Source organism: Chryseobacterium sp. MDT2-18, assembly GCF_030815285.1.
Classification (GTDB): domain Bacteria; phylum Bacteroidota; class Bacteroidia; order Flavobacteriales; family Weeksellaceae; genus Kaistella; species Kaistella salivictor.
Map to the genome: position 1 here is coordinate 111,982 of NZ_JAUSWQ010000006.1, position 20,229 is coordinate 132,210.

General features: G+C 37.8%; 16 protein-coding genes. 10 read left to right on the plus strand and 6 right to left on the minus strand.

What is annotated here, in order from left to right:
- Positions 1–221 precede the first annotated feature (221 nt).
- Together QF004_RS08150 and QF004_RS08155 are read left to right on the plus strand one after the other, a co-directional pair.
- Positions 222–545, plus strand: a complete 324-nt coding sequence (locus QF004_RS08150; protein WP_133440136.1) for a hypothetical protein — start codon at positions 222–224, stop codon at positions 543–545.
- A 748-nt stretch (positions 546–1,293) separates the two neighbouring features.
- Positions 1,294–1,773 carry a hypothetical protein gene (locus tag QF004_RS08155; protein WP_133440135.1) on the plus strand — a complete coding sequence of 160 codons (480 nt, stop codon included), beginning with the start codon at positions 1,294–1,296 and terminating at the stop codon, positions 1,771–1,773.
- 427 nt (positions 1,774–2,200) lie between these two features.
- Here the strand turns inward: QF004_RS08155 and QF004_RS08160 are convergent, their stop codons facing one another.
- Positions 2,201–3,751: a serine hydrolase gene (locus QF004_RS08160; protein ID WP_133440134.1), complete on the minus strand. Its 1,551-nt coding sequence runs from the start codon at positions 3,749–3,751 to the stop codon at positions 2,201–2,203.
- 222 nt (positions 3,752–3,973) lie between these two features.
- Positions 3,974–4,183 (minus strand): hypothetical protein, encoded by a 210-nt coding sequence (locus QF004_RS08165; RefSeq protein ID WP_282905092.1) that lies wholly within the window; start codon positions 4,181–4,183, stop codon positions 3,974–3,976.
- Positions 4,184–4,402: 219 nt separating this feature from the next.
- Between QF004_RS08165 and pnuC the strand changes: the two genes are divergently transcribed.
- From pnuC to QF004_RS08185, 4 genes are all read left to right on the plus strand, one after another.
- On the plus strand, positions 4,403–5,074 hold the full coding sequence (gene pnuC, locus QF004_RS08170; RefSeq protein ID WP_133440132.1) for a nicotinamide riboside transporter PnuC: 672 nt from the start codon (positions 4,403–4,405) through the stop codon (positions 5,072–5,074).
- An 88-nt stretch (positions 5,075–5,162) separates the two neighbouring features.
- Positions 5,163–5,939, plus strand: a complete 777-nt coding sequence (dapF, locus tag QF004_RS08175; protein ID WP_133440131.1) for a diaminopimelate epimerase — start codon at positions 5,163–5,165, stop codon at positions 5,937–5,939.
- 19 nt (positions 5,940–5,958) lie between these two features.
- Positions 5,959–6,996, plus strand: a complete 1,038-nt coding sequence (gene mltG / locus QF004_RS08180) for an endolytic transglycosylase MltG (protein ID WP_307424887.1) — start codon at positions 5,959–5,961, stop codon at positions 6,994–6,996.
- Between the two features lie 120 nt (positions 6,997–7,116).
- On the plus strand, positions 7,117–9,642 hold the full coding sequence (locus QF004_RS08185; protein WP_307424890.1) for a TonB-dependent receptor domain-containing protein: 2,526 nt from the start codon (positions 7,117–7,119) through the stop codon (positions 9,640–9,642).
- Between the two features lie 147 nt (positions 9,643–9,789).
- Here the strand turns inward: QF004_RS08185 and galE are convergent, their stop codons facing one another.
- Together galE and QF004_RS08195 are read right to left on the minus strand one after the other, a co-directional pair.
- The gene (gene galE / locus QF004_RS08190; RefSeq protein WP_307424893.1) at positions 9,790–10,809 is read right to left on the minus strand and encodes a UDP-glucose 4-epimerase GalE; all 1,020 of its coding nucleotides are present in this window, start codon (positions 10,807–10,809) and stop codon (positions 9,790–9,792) included.
- 59 nt (positions 10,810–10,868) lie between these two features.
- Positions 10,869–11,993, minus strand: coding sequence for a DegT/DnrJ/EryC1/StrS aminotransferase family protein (locus tag QF004_RS08195; RefSeq protein WP_282905087.1), 1,125 nt, complete (start codon positions 11,991–11,993; stop codon positions 10,869–10,871).
- A 286-nt stretch (positions 11,994–12,279) separates the two neighbouring features.
- Here QF004_RS08195 and QF004_RS08200 point away from each other — a divergent pair, with 286 nt between their 5' ends.
- Together QF004_RS08200 and QF004_RS08205 are read left to right on the plus strand one after the other, a co-directional pair.
- Entirely contained in the window at positions 12,280–12,405 is a 126-nt protein-coding gene (locus QF004_RS08200) for a hypothetical protein (protein WP_307424896.1), read from the plus strand.
- 81 nt (positions 12,406–12,486) lie between these two features.
- Complete coding sequence (locus QF004_RS08205; protein ID WP_307424899.1) at positions 12,487–14,094, plus strand: S8 family peptidase; 1,608 nt, start codon at positions 12,487–12,489, stop codon at positions 14,092–14,094.
- A 497-nt stretch (positions 14,095–14,591) separates the two neighbouring features.
- Here the strand turns inward: QF004_RS08205 and QF004_RS08210 are convergent, their stop codons facing one another.
- On the minus strand, positions 14,592–17,135 hold the full coding sequence (locus QF004_RS08210; RefSeq protein ID WP_307424902.1) for a phosphoenolpyruvate carboxylase: 2,544 nt from the start codon (positions 17,133–17,135) through the stop codon (positions 14,592–14,594).
- A gap of 177 nt (positions 17,136–17,312) precedes the next feature.
- On the opposite strand from QF004_RS08210, the gene QF004_RS08215 reads away from it, so the two are divergent.
- Positions 17,313–18,554: an aspartyl protease family protein gene (locus tag QF004_RS08215; protein WP_307424905.1), complete on the plus strand. Its 1,242-nt coding sequence runs from the start codon at positions 17,313–17,315 to the stop codon at positions 18,552–18,554.
- Positions 18,551–19,078, plus strand: a complete 528-nt coding sequence (locus QF004_RS08220; protein WP_307424908.1) for a hypothetical protein — start codon at positions 18,551–18,553, stop codon at positions 19,076–19,078. The genes QF004_RS08215 and QF004_RS08220 overlap by 4 nt, the downstream gene beginning before the upstream one ends.
- Here QF004_RS08220 and QF004_RS08225 read toward each other — a convergent pair.
- Positions 19,075–20,052, minus strand: coding sequence for a L,D-transpeptidase (locus QF004_RS08225; protein WP_133440122.1), 978 nt, complete (start codon positions 20,050–20,052; stop codon positions 19,075–19,077). The two genes, QF004_RS08220 and QF004_RS08225, sit on opposite strands and share 4 nt — an antisense overlap.
- Positions 20,053–20,229: the final 177 nt, after the last annotated feature.

Here is a 20,229-nt window from a genome sequence, read left to right on the forward strand (position 1 = left end):
CGTGTAATTTTCATCGCTCTTGTCCCTTTTATAATTGTTAAAACAGATTCAAACAGCCTCCTAAAGGTATCATCAAATTTTTTGGTAGTGAGCATTTGATCTGGCATTTTAAAAATTTTATAATCTTCATCTGGGTTAATGCTGTGACGCAGTCGTGTTCCCGCGAGGCATCTGGGAATAATGGCAAGAATTTTGTCTATTGATTCTCAAATAATAAAAATATGAAGACCCCTGTAAAAATCGCCATAGGACTGGCAGCTACAGCAATAGGAACACTTGCAATGGCTTTTTTAAGAAAAAGAAAAGCAACCGTACAACGGCAATATACTGCTCCCGATGGAACGCTTTATGACGAGGGACAAATCTACCGCAGTGCTGATCATAAGACCTATCAGAACGGCAGAGAAATCAGAAATGCAAAACCGGAGGATCATTTTGTAACAGATGCTTCTCATTCATCCCATCCTAATGCTTCAACCCCCAATCATTATAAAGAGACGGTAAAAAATGTACAGTACCATCAGAAAGGGGTAAGACACCGCTAATTTAAATGAAGTATTTTCACATCAACTGCGGGTTTCGGATTCTATGAATCAGGAAGGTGCACTGATTTAGCTTGTGGTTTTTTAAAAGCCCAATCCCTTCCGACAGCGGTTGGAAAGCAAAAAAGCGGTCTCTTGAACTGGACAAAAGAAAAATAGAAATCATCAGATTGATATTGAAAATAATAAGTGATACATCTTCAAATTTCTGACAAAAGAAACGAGTTTATAACAGAGACGATGAAATTGTGTTTCAACTAAAAACACCTGCATAGAATTGACAAAATCCGGCGTTGAGTGCAACGTTGAATGATGCTATTCCTTTGCCTCCAATATTTGAAGTCTGCTTAAAATTCATCAAAATTAATTTTCCCCAATCCTTAAGGGTGTAATTTTGATGAATTTTTAAGAAATCTTCCACCCTTTAGCGTCGCGAAAAAGAAAATTTCTTTTTTAAGCAAATGCAGCACTCATTTATATTTTCTTTAAAGAAGTCGGAGAATTTCCGATATTCCATTTCCACATTTTTAATTATCTTAGCTCCATTGAAAAAACATGGGGCTCCGTTTGGTCTGAACTGAATTTTTTTTCCATAGGCCGCTTCGGTAGGTTTCAGTTAAATTTTACCGGACTTACATTCGCTGAATCTTTGACTGGGGAGCGGCGGCTCGTGAATTTGCTGGTACTTTTCCGTACTACCAAGGCCACTTGAAAAGAAGAAATAGCTACAACGATCCATTGCAATACATCAATGAAAAATTTAATTGAAGAGGTAAAAAATATCAACTTTAGTGAAGAAATTAACAAATCAGACAAACAGGATAAAAAACGGTATGTCGTACTTACAGTATGGGAATTAATTCTTATCTCATGGGTAGTTTATATTCAGTACTTCCTGCGTCCCAAAAATATTGAATTATCATCTGCCAATGAATTTCTCTTAGGTACATTACCCAGTTTATTTGGGGCTGCCGCATTTGTTGCAATACTATTTGCTTTTCATAGAATTCTAAAGATGTACTATGGAAAATACAGTCTTTACAACAGTATTATTTTTTCGGTTCTGTTCACTTTTATTGGTTTCACTGTTTGGGAAACGGTACGGACAATTTTATATCCTTTCGATATTCATGATGTCATTATGACGTTGATAGGCTGCATGATGTCAGGAGTTTTAATTATAATTCTGTTCCTGGATGACCTTAAAACTAAAAAAGACAGGCCTTTTTAACTCCATCTTCAATAAACCGCCAGGCTCCGCGGCTAAACCGTTGCACAAAGTAGTCTGCGACATTAGTTCTCAAAATCCTAAAAAATAATCTTTTTTAAAGTTGTGTAGGAGCAGTTTTACTTTTTCCAAAACGGTAATATTTCTGTAGATTTAACTGAATCCCCTTTCTCCCGAACGAATCTTTTCGTGCGGCCATCTGCCCACCCATAGCCATAGTGCAGAAGGTGACCGGTCGGCTGATGATGACGGTATTTTACGAGAACCACCAATCAGTGGAAGAATGGAAAAGAACGTCCTAAGGCTTATTATCCGGAAGGTGGGGCAGGTAGTTTTTGTTTTTACATCCTCACTTCTGCCCTACCTTGGATTAATGAAAATTGAACTTTGTTTTTATCATTTATCGGTGAGGATTGATAAAAATAAAGACTTATTTCACTTTCTGCAGATCAAGATCTTCAAAATCGAAACTGAAATCGGTCACATCTGAAATCGGCTTTAGCTTCATACCCTGCGCTTTTCCATTTTCATTTAAATTAAAATTAACGAAAGCATCGGCATCGTAACTTCTGTCATCCCATTTTGCAATCATTACATTGGAAGAATAAGGCAACAGTTCCCCTTTCAGTCTCGGAGAATTCTTACAGTAAATACGGAAAGTCTTGCCTTCATTAGCTATTGTCACCTCACCAAACCATGGATCAATGTAGGTTCCAACGATTTGATCCGCTTTAATCTGTGCGTTTTTATCTTTTCTAAACGCCTCAGATTTCGCGAATATTTCTTTCTTTCCTTTATCGTAATCTGCATTTACTTTGGCCATTCTGTCGCCATAAGTTTTGAGCCAGTCTTTTTCAGGCATTCCCAAATAAGAATCTTTTATGGTGTTGGTAATCGTGCTGAAAGCTGCGCCACTTTGCTGGTTGGTCAATACGATAATTCCGAGTTTCATATCCGGAATTAAGGTAAACTGAGTTACCGTTCCAATTAATCCGCCGGTGTGGTAAACCTGCTTATGCCCTTTCACATCGGTGATGAACCATCCTAATCCGTACCCCGCGAAATTAGAATCGTAAGGATTTTTCAAAGCAACCGGCGTAGAAATCTGTAAATTCCAAAGCTGCTGAATCTGTTTATCAGAGACCAATTTTTTCCCTTCTTTGGTCGTAAAACCATTCATCAGGAATTCTGCCCAGACAGACATATCTTTAATATTGCTGATAATTCCGCCGGCAGCATTTCCGGTTTCATTCCAGTCGTGAGGGACGGCAACAACTTTGCCATCTACCGGTGCGTGGGCATCGATAATATTCGGAACACGGGCTGCCTTTGCGCGGTTGTAACTTCCGTAGCTGGAAGACATGCCGACAGGTTTTAAAATTCTCTGTTCAATAAATTCCGCCCAGGAAAGTCCGGAAACTCTGTGAATAACCTCTCCTGCCACGATGAACATTACATTATTATATTCCAAAGTGGTACGGAATGAATGATCCGGTTTGAGATATCTTACATTGTGGATGATATCATTTACAGTCAAACTGCCGCCTTCCGGGAAAAACATCAGATCCCCCTGTCCCAGACCAAGACCGGCCCGGTGGGTAATCAAATCTTTGATGGTAACTTCCTGTGAAACATACGCATCATTCATTTGAAATTCGGGAATATATTTAGAAACTTTATCGTCAAAGTTTAATTTACCTTCATCTGCCAACATTGCCAGAGCGGTTGCGGTAAAACCTTTGGAGTTGGAAGCGATTCCGACCAGAGTTTCATCGGTCATTCGTTGATTCGTTGTTAAAGATCTTACACCAAAACCTTTTGAATAAATCACTTTCCCATCTTTAATAATCCCTACGGAAATTCCAGGAACATCGAAAGTTTTTAACGTATTCTGAATGAGTTCATCGAGTTTTTTTTCTTCGGTTTGAGCAAATGCAAAAAAGGAAATAAGAATGAGGAGAAATGATAATCTGGTCTTCATTAGTAATGGTTTTGGGATTAAATATTAAATGCTTTTACTTGATGTTCAGCAGGGTTGGTTACAAGCCATTTTTAATCTTAAATGGCACTCTATCTACTGTTGGTTCAAAGATAGAATTTTTTTCAGCAATATTTTATGGATTGTTCTTTTCTCTACTGAAGTTGGCAGATAATGACCGGACCCAACTTCGGAGGCAGTTCCGGGGCAGGAAAAATAACCCTCCTATTTTTTCACCACGGCCTTCATTAATCCACCGGCTACTTTATAATCACTGATGCCATTGATTTTCACATTTTCAAACACCAAATTGGACGCGTTTTTTCTTATCACTCCGTATTTGCTGTTAACAGTGATGTTTTTGAAATAAAGATCTTCAATGAATTTTTGATTAACCGTCTTTTTTATTGAAATCCTTTTTTTATTTATAGGCACATCAGACAACTTTTAATCCCTCATATTTGTTTTTTAGAAGGTCGGTTTCCGATGAAGTGAGGGTTTTGCCCTATTTTAAATTAAAAAAAGATTCAGCAGCATAAAATTATTGTTTTTTTTGATAGACGGGCTCAAAATATCATCGTTAATAAATGCAGTACCTGATAAATTCACCATAAAAGCAAAACCGCTTTCAGCGAAATTATTATCTTTGAACTCATGAATTTCCACGATCTCTTCCTGCAGCCTTATGAATCATACGACACCTTTCAAATTGTGCTCGAAGCGATCGCCACCATTTTCGGGGTTTTGAGTGTGTATTTTTCCATTAAAAAAAACATTTGGGTGTACCCTACGGGGATAATTTCTACCGCACTTTACGTTTACATTCTTTTCAATTTCGGACTGCTCGGCGATACGATGATTAATTTCTACTATACCGTAATGAGCGTTTACGGCTGGATTTTATGGGCAAAAAGTTCCGAAGACCACGTGCACGTTGCCGTTTCATGGGCGCATAAAAAAGAATGGATTTTTTCCGGAATTTTATTTTTCGTCAGTTTGATTTTGGTCACCACCGTATATTATTACAAACCGTACATTGACAATCATTTTTCAATGGAAAATGTACAGTTGGGATTATATCATCTGGACTGGGCAAACTGGCTGGACATTTTCACAACCGCGATTTTCCTGGTCGGAATGTGGTTAATGGCAAAACGCAAAATTGAAAACTGGATCTTCTGGATTGTCGGTGATCTTATTTGCATTCCGATGATGATTTACAAAGGTTTGGGAATCACTTCCATTCAATATTTGGTATTTACTGCCATGGCCGTTATCGGATACACCGAATGGAAAAAGCACCACCAGTCCAATCACAGCAACTGATTTTAACGATGACGTTCCCGGTTCAATGATAAAGTTTTGAGTATCTTTGATGTCCCAAAAACAGGAGGCTAAAAAAACTTTTAATTTTATGCAAAATACCATTGAATTTTATAAATATCAGGGAACAGGCAACGATTTCGTAATGATCGACAATCGCGATTTACAGTTTCCTAAAGAGAAAGAAATCATCGAAAAGCTCTGCGACCGCCGATTTGGCATCGGTGGCGACGGACTGATTTTGTTGGAAAATGATGAAAAAGCCGATTTCAAAATGGTCTATTATAATTCCGACGGAAACGAAAGCACGATGTGCGGAAATGGCGGAAGATGTCTTGTTGCTTTTGCTCATTTTCTGGATGTTTTTGAGGATTTCACCACCTTCAGCGCCATTGACGGTTTACATGAAGCCGAAATCAACAGCGGCATCATTAAACTTAAAATGATCGACGTGGATGCCATAAAAAATATCGACGGAAATTTCGAGTTGAATACGGGTTCTCCGCATTTTGTAACGTTTGTTGAAAAGTTAAAGAATTATAAAGTTTTCGAAAATGGTAACAAAATCAGAAATTCTGCGTCTTATTGTCAGGAAGGAATCAATGTGAACTTCGTGGAAGAAATTTCTGAGGACGAAATTTTCATAAGAACCTATGAAAGAGGTGTCGAAGACGAGACCTTCAGCTGCGGAACAGGAGCAACAGCGGCGGCACTTGTTTTTCTGCAGGGTAAAAACAAACCTTCCGTAAAAGTGAAAGTATTGGGTGGAAACCTGAAAGTTTATGCAGAGCAGGCTGGATCATCTTTCAAAAACATTTGGTTAGAAGGACCCGCAAAACAGGTTTTCAAAGGAAAAATAAATTTATAAAATAGATCATTTCAGATTTATGAAAAAAAGCAAGGGAATAATTTCCGTCATCATATTCATCATTTTCTTAATTGCTGGCTATTTCGGTATTCAGTATTATAAGAAATTTTACGGAAATAATGTAAGCAAAGAAGGCTATGTTTTGATTCCTCATTCGGCCAATTTCAACTCTATTTTAGATTCCATTGCCCCTTATTTGAAAAACAAAGAACAGTTTGCAGAAGTTGCCAAAACCAAAGGCATGAACCGTTTTTTCCAGGCCGGGCGGTACCGGATAAAATCCGGCGCCAATAACACTGATTTGGTCAATATGATTAAAGCCGGCAACCAAACCGAAAATACCTTCCGGATCGGAGATTTTTATACGGTCTATCAAATGGTCGGGAAAGTCGCAAAAAAGACAGAACTCGATTCTTTACGGTTTGCAGATGATTTAAATAAAATTGCGGTCCAAAAAGGATTTAATAATGCCGAAGATTTAAAAAAATATTTCTTCATCGACTCCTATAACTTTTTCTGGACGGTAACACCCGAAGAATTTTTTAAAAAATTCGAAAAAGATTACAACCGTTTTTGGACTGCCGAAAGAAAAGCGAAAGAACAGAAATCAGGATTAAGCCGTAATCAAATTTACGCATTGGCTTCTTTAGTGTATAAAGAAACCGGCGGCAAACCGGACGAAATGAAAACCGTGGCCGGTTTGTACCTGAACAGATACCACAAAGGCATGAAATTACAGAGCGATCCTACCGTAATTTACGCCGTAAGTAAAGCCAATAATTTTCAGGGCGAAACACTAAAAAGAGTTTTCTACAAACATTTGCGGGAACCCTCTCCTTATAACACTTATTTCTCGGCAGGAATCCCTCCTGGACCGATTTGTATGGTCGATAAAAATTCCGTGGATGCGGTTTTAAATGCCGGGCACAATGATTTTATTTATATGTGTGCAGATCCAGACCGGTTCGGCTTTCATAAATTTACAGCAAGCGCAGCCGAGCACGCCGTGAATGCGAAAAAATACCAGGACTGGCTGAATTCTAAAAACATTCAATAAAGTAAGGCTTTACCAAAATCCCAAATGAAAAGTCTGGGATTTCTTAAAATTAAAAAATAAAACAAACATTTAATTTAACTTTAGTTAAAAAAAGTAATCAGTATAGTTTAAACTAAAAATATGACGAACAAAATTGAGATTTCATCAATTATCAAAAAACGAACATTAGGACTGTCGTTCGTTTTGGGTGCAGCGAGTTTGGCGTTTGCACAGCAGAAAGTAAATGTAAGCGGAAAAATTGTTGACCAACAAAACAACGCCGTTCCTTACGCTTCGGTAACCTTCAGCAACAAAGCCAACAAACTTTTCAGTGACGCAGCGTTAACCGATGAAAAAGGAGCTTATCAACTTCAGCTGTCTCCCGGAAACTACGACATCAGCATCGAAGCAATTGACTTTAAAAAAAGCATGTTGAATAAGCAAATTTCTGCTGCCGGTAATCTTGGAAATTTCACCGTTATATCTGAAAGCTCTTCAACCAATGGGAAAACCCAGGATATTGAAGGAGTAACTATTACCGCAGCTTCTACGAAACCTTACCGGGTAGAACTCGACAAAAAAGTATATGACCCGTCTACAGACATCATCAGTAAAGGAGGAAACTTACAGGATGTTTTAACCAACGTTCCTTCCGTAAGCGTAGATACCGACGGTACCGTTTCTATGCGCGGAAACTCTAACGTAAAATTCCTTATCAACGGAAAACCATCTGCTTTACTTGGAATCGACAGCGGCGCGAATGCACTGCAATCTATTCCGGCAGATCAAATCGAAAGAATTGAAGTCATTACCAACCCTTCTTCAAAATTTGAAGCGAGCGGAACTGCAGGTATTTTAAATATCATTTTAAAGAAATCCAAAGGGATGGGCTTCAACGGAAGTGTGGTCGGAAGTTTAGGTTATTTACCAACGACCAGTTTAAATACCAACCTCAGCTGGAAAAAAGGCGACTGGACCTGGTTCCTTAATGGTGGCGGCGGTTACCGGAAAGGAGAAGGTAAAAGCGATAGCGACACCCGGTTCTTTGACCCTCTTACCCTGGCAACGACAAGATATTTTGAACAGAATTCCCGTAACAAAAGCGAAAGCAATAATTACAATGCGACTGCAGGTTTTAATGTTGATTTAACAGAAAAAACGTCATTCAATCTGTCGGGAATGATTCGTAATTTCTCTAGCAACAGCGATAATAAAGTTGATAACATCAATTATGATGCGGCAAGAGTTTTAAACAGCTATTCGCAAACCACAGCTCTGGGAAACAGTTCGAATCTTTCTTTGCAGGGAGATGTTGGCTTGGATCATAAATTTAATGACAAGGGACATAACATTTCTCTTTCCTTAAGTTTACAGAATAGTAATAATAAATCTACCGAAGATTCTAAAGAATATAATCAGTCGGTTTTTGAATACGGAACTTTAGGAAATAACAATACGGTTAATAAATCAGTAATCGGTAAAGTGGATTACGAATTGCCACTTGGTGAAAAATCAAAATTAGAAGCAGGTTATAGAATTGACAAAAATACGAATGATTACGATTTCCTGAACAGCGAAACCGATCTCAGTTTAAAATACGGGATTGTAGATGCGTATAGTGGCAACACGGTTTATGATGAAACAATCAATGCTGGTTATGCTCAGTTCAAAAGTAAATTTGATAAGTTAGGTTACCAGTTAGGTTTAAGAGCGGAAAATTCAAACATCAATATTGAATATCAAAGTTTAAGCGGAAATACGTCTAACAAAAAGAAAGATTATACCGGCTTTTTCCCGAGCGTATTTTTGAGTTACGATTTAGAAGGAGACCGCAATGATCAGTTGCTTTTAAATTACTCCAGAAGAATCAACAGACCGCGTTCCTGGTTTTTGATTCCTTACCCAACATCTTTGGCAAACCGCCAGAATTTATTCCGTGGTAATGAAGACTTAAATCCGTCATACGTAGACTCTTTTGAATTGGGTTATGCGGTTCAGAAGAAAAAATTCACCATCAATCCAACTTTGTATTACAGAAAGACAACGGATGATGTGAAATTTGTTTTGCTAAGTCAATCTATTGGTTCTGATGTTTTGGTGACAAGTCCTTATAATGTAGGCAATCAGGCGAACTATGGTTTAGATTTAAATTTAACTGCCGATCTTTTCCCTTGGTATAAAATTATGGCAAGTGCTGATCTTTACGGATACAAATCAGAAGGTTCCTATTTCGACCCATCGAGAATGCAGACTCCTCTTTCTTTTGATGGCTCAGGTTTTTCTACAAGAATCAGATTAACCAACAGTTTCAAAATCGACAAAACACTGAACATGCAGCTGCAAGGTTTCTACCGGGGTGGAGAAAAAACCGCTTCCAGCACAAGTAAAGACATGTATGTTTTAAATTTCGGTGCCAACAAAACCATCTGGAAAAACAATGGAACAATCGCGTTTAACATTCAGGATATCTTAGGAACCCGAGGTAGAAACACCACCAGTTTGGGTCCTGGATACGAAAGAGATTCTTATATGCGCTGGAGTCCGAGAACCTTCAATATCTCTTTGACTTACCGGTTCAAACAAGGTGAAAAAATTGACGCACCTAAAAAGAAAAAAGACATCAATGCCAACAGCCAGGGTGCTGATGACCAAGGTCCACCAATGTAAATTTTAACGGTACAACGTAAAAATGTACGGTGTAAAAAGCATAAAAAAAGAAAATCCTGAAATTAATTTTTCAGGATTTTTTTTGATCTGAACTTTTCTGATGGATGAAATTTTACAACAGAAAAATCCGGTAAATCAGTGAGCTTTTTATAATTCCCTACTCACAAGATAATTCTGCCATTCCCAAGTGGTTCTTAAAGCTTCTTCTAAAGAAGTATCAGCCTTCCAGCCGAGTTCTCTTTCAGCTTTATCAGCGTTGGCATAAGCAATCGTAATATCACCCGCTCTTCTTTCACAAATCTGATAAGGAACTTTCACATCGTTCGCTGTTTCAAAAGCTTCCACGACTTCTAAAACTGAAGATCCTTTTCCTGTACCTAAATTGTAAATATCGATTACGGTTTCTTCAGTTTCTGCCATTAATTTCTGCAAAGCTTTCACGTGCGCCTTTGCGAGATCGACCACATAAATATAATCCCGAACCGCCGTTCCGTCTTCTGTATCATAATCATTTCCCCAGATTGATAATTTCTCACGAATTCCCGACGCAGTTTGTGTGACATAAGGAACTAAATTATTGGGAATACCAATCGGCAATTCTCCTAACATTGCAGAGGGATGAGAACCGATCGGATTAAAATACCGAAGCAGAGAAACCTTTTTTTGGTAAGCCGTTGCGAAATCTTTCAGAATTTCCTCGCCCATTTGTTTGGTCTTTCCATAAGATGATTCCGGCATTTTGAGCGGCGTATTCTCGTCAATCGGCTGTTCGTCGGCCTGTCCGTAAACTGTACAGGAAGAACTGAAAATAAAGTTGGAAATATTTCTTTTTTTAAATTCCTGAAGGATATTTATTAAAGAAAACAGATTGTTTTCATAATAATCCAGCGGTTTTTCCTGGCTCTCTCCTACTGCTTTAAACGCAGCAAAATTAATACAGCCATCAATTTCGTAAGCATCGAAAACCTGAGAAAGCAATTCTTTTCTTTTAAGGTCGAACGGAAAGAAAACGGGTCTTTTTCCGGCAACCTTCTCAATATTATCGAGAATAAACTTTTCTGAATTCGACAAATCATCGACAATAATGACTTGAAAATTATTTTGTAAAAGTTCTACAACGGTGTGAGAACCTATGTAGCCTAGTCCGCCTGTTACGAGTATGGTCATGATGGATGATGGATGTTTGATGATGGGTGTAAGATTATCGATGAATATTTGAGCCGGATTTATTTCATAAACTCCAAAACCGCATCTGTAATATATTTCAACTGCTCTTCTTCCAGTTCGGTATGCATTGGCAAAGAAATCACTTGCTCGAGCAGTTGATCGGTATTCACAAAATCCGCATCATTACTTTCCTGAAAATAGGCTTTTTGTTTTCTTAAAGCTACCGGATAGTAAATCATTGCCGGAACTTCTCTTTCTGCTAAAAATTGCTGCAGTTCATTTCTTTTTCCGTTCAGAATTCTTAACGTATACTGGTGAAAAACGTGGGTAGAATTTTCTGCTCTTTTCGGTGTTAAAATATTTTCGTTTCCGGCAAAAGCTTCGTCATAATAATCAGCAGCCTTTCTGCGGGCCTCGTTATAATTATCCAGTAAAGTGAGTTTTTTTCTTAAAACCGTCGCCTGAATACTGTCCAAACGGGAATTCACACCCACTTCATCATGGTAATATCTTTCGTACATTCCATGATTCACGATTCCTCGGAGTTTGTGTGCGAGTTCATCATCATTGGTGAAAATCGCGCCGCCGTCGCCATAACAACCTAAGTTTTTGGAAGGAAAGAAAGAAGTTGTCCCCATAATTCCCATGGTTCCTGATTTCTTCACCGTTCCATCTGAAAAGGTAAACTCAGAACCGATCGCCTGTGCATTATCTTCTATTACAGCAAGATGGTGTTCTTTTGCAATCTTTAAAATCTCTTCCATATTGGAACACTGTCCAAACAAATGAACCGGAATAACCGCTTTCGTTTTGGATGTAATTGCTGCTTTCAATTTTTCAGAATCCATGGTGAAAGTATCGTAATCTACATCGACTAAAACCGCTTTTAACTTCAGCAGATGAATTACTTCCACGGTCGCCGCAAAAGTGAAATCCGCAGTAATCACCTCATCGCCTTCCTGTAAATTAAGCGCCATCAAAGCGATCTGCAAAGCATCAGTTCCGTTCGCACACGGAATCACGTGTTTTACATCAAGATAAGTTTCTAATTCGGACTGGAAAGATTTCACTTCAGGTCCATTAATAAATGCTGCGGTATTTAAAACATTGAGAATTGCATTATCTACATCTGATTTTATCTTATAATATTGACTTTGCAGGTCAACCATCTGAATCTTTTTCATAAAAAATATTTGCTCAAATTTACTAAAATTAAGTTTTTTAAAAAACTAAATCTCTTTAATGTTTTTTAATTTACTACAAAAACAGCTAATGTTCTGATTAATAAATACTTATTCAATAATTTGAGATAAATTTTTAATCTTTAACGTAAATAAAATGATCATGAAAACAACAAAATTGTTCCTTATATTGCTTTACTAAATGCATTCGGAACCGCCGATTTTTTGTACAAACTCTGGACACAACCACGCCAACAACCAAAACAAAAAGAAAATACAAAAAAAAAAGATGCACCTTCTGCTCCGTATAACCCTGGAAATGGAAGGAACTTATAACGGACATCAGGTTCTCACAGGATCAAGAGGCGGAAAATGCAACATTAATAAAAACGGAAACAAAACCGATATTAAATAAGACTATTAAAATATATTCAAAGAAAACGCTGAAAATATTCAGCATTTTTCTATTTTTGTTTCAATTTAACAATGAAACAAAATGAGAAAACTGATATCCTTTTTTATTCTTTTATTCTTTGTTTTTACGCACGCGCAGACGCAGCTTGTTTTTGTATTCTTTAAAGACAAACCGAATAAAGCGGCCTTTTATGCAAATCCGCTTACCGAATTAACTCAGAAATCGCTCGACAGAAGAACGAAATACGGAATCGCGCTGAATGACCAGGATGCTCCGATTGAGCCCACCTATATTCAGAATATTGCAAATCTGGGTTTTACGGTAAAAGACTATTCCAAATGGATGAACGGTGTGGCCGTGAATGCAACCGCCGCGCAGATTGCGGACCTGCAAACCGAACCGTATGTGCTTTCGGTAGAGCAATTTATCAAACATCCGAACGGCGGAAAAGCACAAACAAAAAAAGTTAATAAATTCGATGAGTTTAATAATTCTTTAGGAAAAACCACTTTTAACTATGGATTAGGCTTATCACAGATCAATCAGGTGAATCTCCGTCCGCTGCATATCGCAGGTTTTACGGGAACTGGAGTTACGATTGCAGTGATTGACACCGGATTCCCGACCGTAAATACGGGTTCCGTTTATGCCAGAATGAGAGATAACGGCCAGATTAAAGGTGGCTACAACTTCGTCAATAAAAGCAGTGACATTTATAATACTTCACTCAATAATCACGGTTCCTACTGTCTGGGAGTGATTGCGGGCTACGTTGAAAACAGTTTTGTAGGCACTGCACCGGATGCCGATTTCTATTTATATGCAACTGAAGATGCTAACAATGAAATTCCCGAAGAACAGCTTTACTGGACTGAAGCGGCAGAAGAAGCGGACCGGAAAGGAGTGGATTTAATTACCACATCACTGGGCTACTACGATTTCGATGATCCCCGTTATAATTTATTGTATTCGGATATGAACGGAACCACTTCATTCATCGCAAGAACAGCAAAAATCGCCACCGAGAAAGGAATTTTTGTTCTGGCCGCTGCCGGAAACGAAGCCCAGAAACCTTGGAAATACATCATCACTCCAGCAGATAATGAAAAAGTATTTACGATTGGAGCCGTGACTTCTACAGGAGGAAGTTCTTCTTTTTCTTCTTTTGGCCCGAATGCTTTAGGACAAATAAAACCGGACGCCAGCGCAAGAGGAACATCCACGTACATGGGCTATAATAATTCTGTCACCACAAGCAACGGAACTTCATTTGCCACCCCATTAGCTGCGGGCGGTGTTGCCTGCCTGATAGAAGCGTTGCCAAATAAAAAGGTCGATGAAATAAGCAATCTTCTCCGTCAAAATTCATCTCTTTATCCGGGCAGCGATGCTCAGAAAGGATATGGAATTTTGGACTTTGGAAAAACATGGAATAATGCAGCTTTAGCAGTGGTAGAAAACGGAAGAAAATCAAACCTGGAAATTTATCCAAATCCAGTTGCTAAATCTTTTACCATTAAAACTGAGGAAAAAATTATTTCAGTAGAGCTTTATGATACTTTAGGCAGAAAAATTCAGACATTGAAAAATGAGAAAACGAATACTGTCGAGCATTTAGCCAGCGGAGTGTACTTCCTGAAAGTACAGACAGAAACAAACGAATATATCAAGAAAATTATTAAGAAATAATACATAAAAAGACCTTCTGTTAAAAGGTTTTTTTATGTACAAGGATTCATTTCAACAAAAAATAATAAATAGCAGCCCAAATAACAATAAACAGTACACCCGGAAAATATACAGACTTCAATTGTTCTTTATCTTTTTTAATAAAAATGAGATAAAGCACATATACGATAAATACTACGGTCAGCAGGACTGGAAGAATCAGATAAGCCATCGTTTTTTGTTTTATGTTTTTGTACTTATATTTTTTTGTAATAAAAGGTTACAATAATATAAAGATAATAAAAATCTCTGTTACGAAAAAAATTAAATATTTCCCAAATCTTGAATTTGAATATCGATCCGCTGCTGGAATATTTTATTTTCTGTACCTGTTCTCACTTCTTTTAAATTAATTTTACACGTTCTTAATAAAGCATTAAAATTTAATGAATTTATTTTTTTGAGATTTAAGAATATATTACTTCTTATCATTTGGCTGCTAACCGACCGTCTTTTCCTTACGCCGAATTCCTGCTGGCATTGATATTCCCAAAAAGCGACCGCATCACGAGTTTTTCATAAGCATCCCGGTTGCCTTCTTCTTTCTGAATTTTAATTAAAGCATATTGCTGAATGCTCAAAAGCGGAAGTACAATTTTTTCCCGGATTTTTACCGACATTTGAGAAAGCGGCTCTTCTTCCATTAATTCCTGAAAACCGGTCAGTTCGAGCATCAAAGATTTTGACAGGTTATATTCATCAAAAAGAATGGTCCAGAATTCCCCGAACTTTTCGTTTTTCCTCATGTAAGAGGTTAAGGGGAAATAAGATTTATTCATGCTCATCATCGAATTCAAAACCAATGTTTTAAAGAAATCAGAACCTTTATACAAACTCTTGACTTCATCAAACCGGCCTTGATTTTTTAATTCCTGCATCGCAAATCCAAACCCGAAAAATCCGGGAACATTTTGTTTCAGCTGACTCCAGGAACCCACAAAAGGAATCGCCCGAAGATCTTCAAATTTCAGTTCACCACCCGCTCCTCTTTTCGTAGGGCGGCTTCCAATATTCGTTCTGCCATAATATTCCAGCGTACTCATTTCCTGCAGATAAGAAACAAACCGTGGATGCGCTTTTAAATCCGAATATTTTTTATAACTGATTTCTGCCAGTTCTTCGAGAAGCGTTCTCTCTTTTTCCGATAAATCTTTTTTGGCATTTTTAAAGACATCGTTTTCTATACCGGCGGTTAACAACTGTTCAAAATTATATTTCGCCTGATCTTTATTTCCGAAAACACTGGTGATTGTCTGTCCCTGAACGGTTAACTCAATCTGATGATTAGCAATTGTTTTCCCCTGAGAGGCGTAAAAGTCGTGGGTTTTTCCACCACCTCTCGCGGGCGGGCCGCCTCTGCCGTCGAAGAAAATTACTTTAATCCCGTACCGGTCAGAAATTTTGGTGAGCTGTTCTTTGGTTTCATAAATCTCCCAGTTGGCTTTCAGATAACCGCCGTCTTTGGTTCCATCAGAAAAACCAAGCATGATGGTTTGTGCATTTCCACGTCTTTCCAGATGTTTTTTATACACCGGAAGTTCATATAACTGTTTCATCACCTGTTCACCGGCATCCAAACCTTCCATGGTCTCAAAAAGCGGCACTATATCCATATTGATTTCCTCTTCCCGGTAACCGCAAAACCGGAATAAGGCAAAAACATTCAGCACATCCTTGATATGATCAGAATTAGAAATGATGTACCGATTCATTCCTCTCTGTCCGTTTTTTTTCTGAATGTCTTTAATGTGATACACATTTTGCAAAGTGTCTTTGGTGATACCTTCGAAATCATTGGGATCCAAACTAACGTTTGTATTCAAAATCCAGTCGAGTTTTTCTTCAACAGAAATTTCGTCAAGATTTAATCCGGATTTTTTTTCAATAATTTCGTCGATTACCTGTTGATGAACGCGGCTGTCCTGCCGGATATCCAGTGTTGCAAAATGCGTCCCGAAAATATTCACGCGGTCTTTGAAATCTTCCAACAGATTATAGAAAAGTCCGTTATGCTGTTCGATCAGAATTTTTTCAGCTTCTTCGATTTTCGATAAAATATCTCCGGCAGAAATCGCTGCTTCTTCTTTAAAAATAGCATCATACAAATCATCACTTAATCCATCTAAAACTTCGGAAACTCCTCGGAAACTCAATCTCCTTCTCACTTTTTTCAGATGCGCGTAATAGGATTTCAAAATAGAAAGCCGAAGTTCCCGGGCAACCTGTTTCGTGATTTCTGCGGTAACGAAAGGATTTCCATCGCGATCGCCGCCGGGCCAAAATCCCATCTGAATCACATCCTGATCAGGTGTAAAATTACTGGTGCTGAAGGTGCTTTTTAATTTTTTATACAATTCGCCGATCGTGTCATAATACACATAACGCAGATAAAAAATAATACTCAAAGCTTCATCTAAAGGACTTGGTTTTTGTTGATTAAGAAAAGGTGTTTTCCCTAATTGCTGCAGAAGCATATCAATAGCAGTCACCGAATCATTGGTAATTGCAGTCCGCAAATCATGTAAAATCCGCTGAACAGCATTGGGATAAAACTGGGTCGGATGTGCTGTGAATACTACTTTTATCGCAAAATCTTTGAGCTTTTTCCGCGTCGCTTCCAACTGATGCTCCTGCAACGCCCGCTCATGAAGCTGAAGAACCGTTCCTGCATCCCGGTCAGAGTGAAGTTCCGGAAATGCTGCATCCTCAATACTGTCGTACAGGACGACTTGTCTTTCAATATATTGAATGATTTTAAAAAGCAGTTCGGTTTTCTGTTCTTCAGTTTTCAGTTCGGTGTGTTTGCTGAAAAACTCTTCCACTATTTCTTCCGGACTTTTTCCGGCTTCATATCCCGCTTTACTTTCCTCATAAAGAAAAGGCAGCAGCATACCGATATTAGACATTTTATCGTACGGCAAACTCATAAAGAGGGAGTTATAAATTTGGAATTTATTCTCGACCAACTGATGGAATTTCTCCTTTTTTTCTTCGTGTAGCATCTAACAAATTTAGTGCATTATAATTTCTTAGTAAAAACTTTTACCCTCAAAATAATTATCATTTTCACAATAAATTTGTATCTTCATTAGATGAAACTTCTACAAATAATCCTAATTTTCATTTTTACATTTTCTTTTGCACAAAAGGGATTCAAAATTCTTCACCAAAAAAAAACGGTGATCCCTTTTAAACTGATTAATAATTTAATTTTCATTCCAATCAATATTAATGGGGTAGATTTAACCTTTCTGCTGGATTCCGGAGTAAATGAAACGATCCTCTTTAGTTTAGATAAAAAAGAAGTCAACTTTAAGGATGTTGAAAAAATAAAATTTTCCGGTTTAGGGGAAAGTATGGATATTGAAGGTTTGAAATCGGAAAACAACACAGTCAGTATCGGGAAAGATTACAAAGATGCTAAACATACCGTTTTTATTATTTTAGATGAAGGCATTAATTTCTCATCGCATGTAGGCATCCCGGTCAATGGAATCATCGGTTATCAGTTTTTTAAAGACCATCCGGTTGAAATTAATTTTACTTCAAAAAAAATTACCGTTTTCAACGATGAAAACAGCTTGATTAAACGCCAGAAAAGATTTACCGAATTCCCGATCACCATCGAAAATAATAAACCATATATTATGGTCGATGTTGAAATGACCGACAAGAAAGTCCAGTCAAAAATGCTGATCGATTTGGGAAACAGCGATGCAATCTGGCTTTTCCCCAAACTCATCGAAAACTTCGAATACAACCGTCCCAATATTGATGATTATCTGGGGCGTGGTTTCAATGGTGATATTTTCGGGAAAAGAAGCCGTATCCACAATTTATATTTGGGGAAATTCAATTTTGCAGAACCGCTTACCGCGATGCCTGATGAATATTCGATTCAAAATTTAAAATTAGTTCCCGGTCGGAAAGGCTCGGTTGGCAATGATATCTTAAGACGTTTTACGGTGATTTTCGATTATCAGGGTCAAAGGATTTTGCTTAAAAGAAATAAAAATTACAATGATCCTTTTTTATTCAACAGCAGTGGTCTGGATATTCAGCAGAACGGTATGACCTGGGAAAAAGATCTTGTAGAAGTTGAAACAAAAAAAAATATAAAAGCTGCCGACGGCATAGAAGTTATAGATCAAACACAGAAATTTCAGTATAATTTTGTTCTGAAACCAAAATTTTCTGTAGCCGGATGCCGTAAAGATTCACCCTGTTTCGTGGCAGGAATCCGTAAAAATGATCAACTCATCAGCATCGACAAAAAGCCCGTGAACAATATGACTATGGAGAAAATTAATAATTATTTTAAAGAAGGAAACGGTAAAAAAATCGATCTGAAAATAGAAAGAGGCAATCAGGTTCTCAACTTTACCATTACTTTAGAAGACCCAATCCCTTATCAAAAATGAAAATTGAAGAAACTGTCCTCGACCAAATCCGCTCCAGACCGAGATTTAAAATAATCACCGAAATCTCCAGGGAAGAATACACGGCTTATTTGAAACGCTTTCTGCAGGAACATGCTGACGAATTTCAAGGAAACGTAAATAAAGAAATTTCTATAATCACCGTTCGAACTGAACAAAATAACTACTGGAATCCTTGTCTGTCCCTTCGCACAGAAACCGATCCTGATGAAAACAAAACGGTGATCCGCGGTGTTTTCGGGCCGACTTCTGCCGTGTGGACTTTTTTTATGTTTCTCAACTTTATTTTCGGAATCATGTGGATGGTTTCCATCACCATCTGGCTGGTAGAAAAACAGATTAAAAGTCATGATTTCCCGTGGGCCTTCAGTTTTTCAATAGCGATGGTGGTTTGCCTGGGTTTAACTTTTGCGGCAGCGCGAATCGGAAAATGGCAGGGTAAAAAGCAAATGCAAAAACTTCGGGAATTCGCAGAAGAATCAATCCGAAGTTTTGAAAAAAATTAAGCAGCGACTTTTTCTCCGGCTTTTGCAGCGGTTATTCCGCCACGAACCTCATCGGTTCTCTTTTGCTCCTCCAAAATTTTCGAAAGATTGGGTTTTATAATTTCAGTCAAATCTTCTACCGAAATATCATCAGCTTTGGGATCCTGAATTAAATTTTTCCATGGTTTTTTCTTGCCCCATTTGTAATCCCCAAAAACAATGACGGGAGTTCCGTTTGCTCTTACCGTTGCTCCGCCTTTGTTCAAAATCCACTGATCTGCCCAATTGTACAAAAACTTCGCATCGTTCCTCAACAATCTCAAACAGGAATGCGAGGCCGGATAGCCGGGCAGATCGTATTGATGCCAGCCAATTCCTAAAGTATTGTGAATATTAAAGTTATACGGTAATTTCCATTCGCTGGAAACAGTAGAAATTGACAGTTCTTTTTTCCAGTTCGCAAATGTTAATCCCCGTTTGGTCTGGGCGGCTTTTGAACCCATACTTGTAGGTCCCCATTTTAGAAGATTTCCGTTTTCATAAACGGCAAAAGCCTGAATCGGGTAAGAAAAGAAAACTATTTTATGAACGTCTTTCAGAATTTCCAATTGATGCGGAAATGGCGAATAAGCCATCAAAGTAGAATCTATTTTATCGGGAACAGCAAGCGTATCAGCACGCCATTTATTTTTTAAATCAAGACGGTTTAAAGCTAAAATCACATATTGATCTTCTTTTGAAAACTCTTTATTAAAAGCCGCCATCGCTGAATCTTTTTTCTTTGCAGGAAAAATAAAGGCACGGTAAGCAACGGTATTCTTTTGAATAGAATCCTGAATTAAAGAATCCTTTTTTGCTTTTGCAGCGGAATCCAGTTTTTTCAGTTCGATTTCCCGGGAAGCAGTTTCCTGTCCCTTTTCACATTGTAAAGCAAATGAAATAACCGAGGTCAAAAGAATCAGATTGAAAAGTTTTTTTTGAGAAAGTCTAAGCATAGTTTATTTTAAATAAACATTTACTTTGCAATAACAGTACCACTAACAAAGGAAATGAGACTCTTTTTCAAAAAAAATATAATTTACAGTTGAAATCATTTTTCAGTATTTAATTGAAATCATTAATCAATTAAAATGCATATCCTTTTTTAATCAGCATGCAAAATCTTAATGGAA

Coding starts and splice junctions, on each gene's coding strand:
- QF004_RS08160 (WP_133440134.1), bottom strand. CDS start 3,751: ATGAAGACCAGATTATCATTTCTCCTCATTCTTATTTCCTTTTTTGCA.
- dapF (WP_133440131.1), top strand. CDS start 5,163: ATGCAAAATACCATTGAATTTTATAAATATCAGGGAACAGGCAACGAT.
- QF004_RS08195 (WP_282905087.1), bottom strand. CDS start 11,993: ATGAAAAAGATTCAGATGGTTGACCTGCAAAGTCAATATTATAAGATA.
- QF004_RS08205 (WP_307424899.1), top strand. CDS start 12,487: ATGAGAAAACTGATATCCTTTTTTATTCTTTTATTCTTTGTTTTTACG.
- galE (WP_307424893.1), bottom strand. CDS start 10,809: ATGACCATACTCGTAACAGGCGGACTAGGCTACATAGGTTCTCACACC.
- QF004_RS08200 (WP_307424896.1), top strand. CDS start 12,280: ATGCACCTTCTGCTCCGTATAACCCTGGAAATGGAAGGAACTTATAAC.
- QF004_RS08210 (WP_307424902.1), bottom strand. CDS start 17,135: ATGCTACACGAAGAAAAAAAGGAGAAATTCCATCAGTTGGTCGAGAAT.
- mltG (WP_307424887.1), top strand. CDS start 5,959: ATGAAAAAAAGCAAGGGAATAATTTCCGTCATCATATTCATCATTTTC.
- QF004_RS08150 (WP_133440136.1), top strand. CDS start 222: ATGAAGACCCCTGTAAAAATCGCCATAGGACTGGCAGCTACAGCAATA.
- QF004_RS08185 (WP_307424890.1), top strand. CDS start 7,117: ATGACGAACAAAATTGAGATTTCATCAATTATCAAAAAACGAACATTA.
- QF004_RS08155 (WP_133440135.1), top strand. CDS start 1,294: ATGAAAAATTTAATTGAAGAGGTAAAAAATATCAACTTTAGTGAAGAA.
- pnuC (WP_133440132.1), top strand. CDS start 4,403: ATGAATTTCCACGATCTCTTCCTGCAGCCTTATGAATCATACGACACC.
- QF004_RS08225 (WP_133440122.1), bottom strand. CDS start 20,052: ATGCTTAGACTTTCTCAAAAAAAACTTTTCAATCTGATTCTTTTGACC.
- QF004_RS08220 (WP_307424908.1), top strand. CDS start 18,551: ATGAAAATTGAAGAAACTGTCCTCGACCAAATCCGCTCCAGACCGAGA.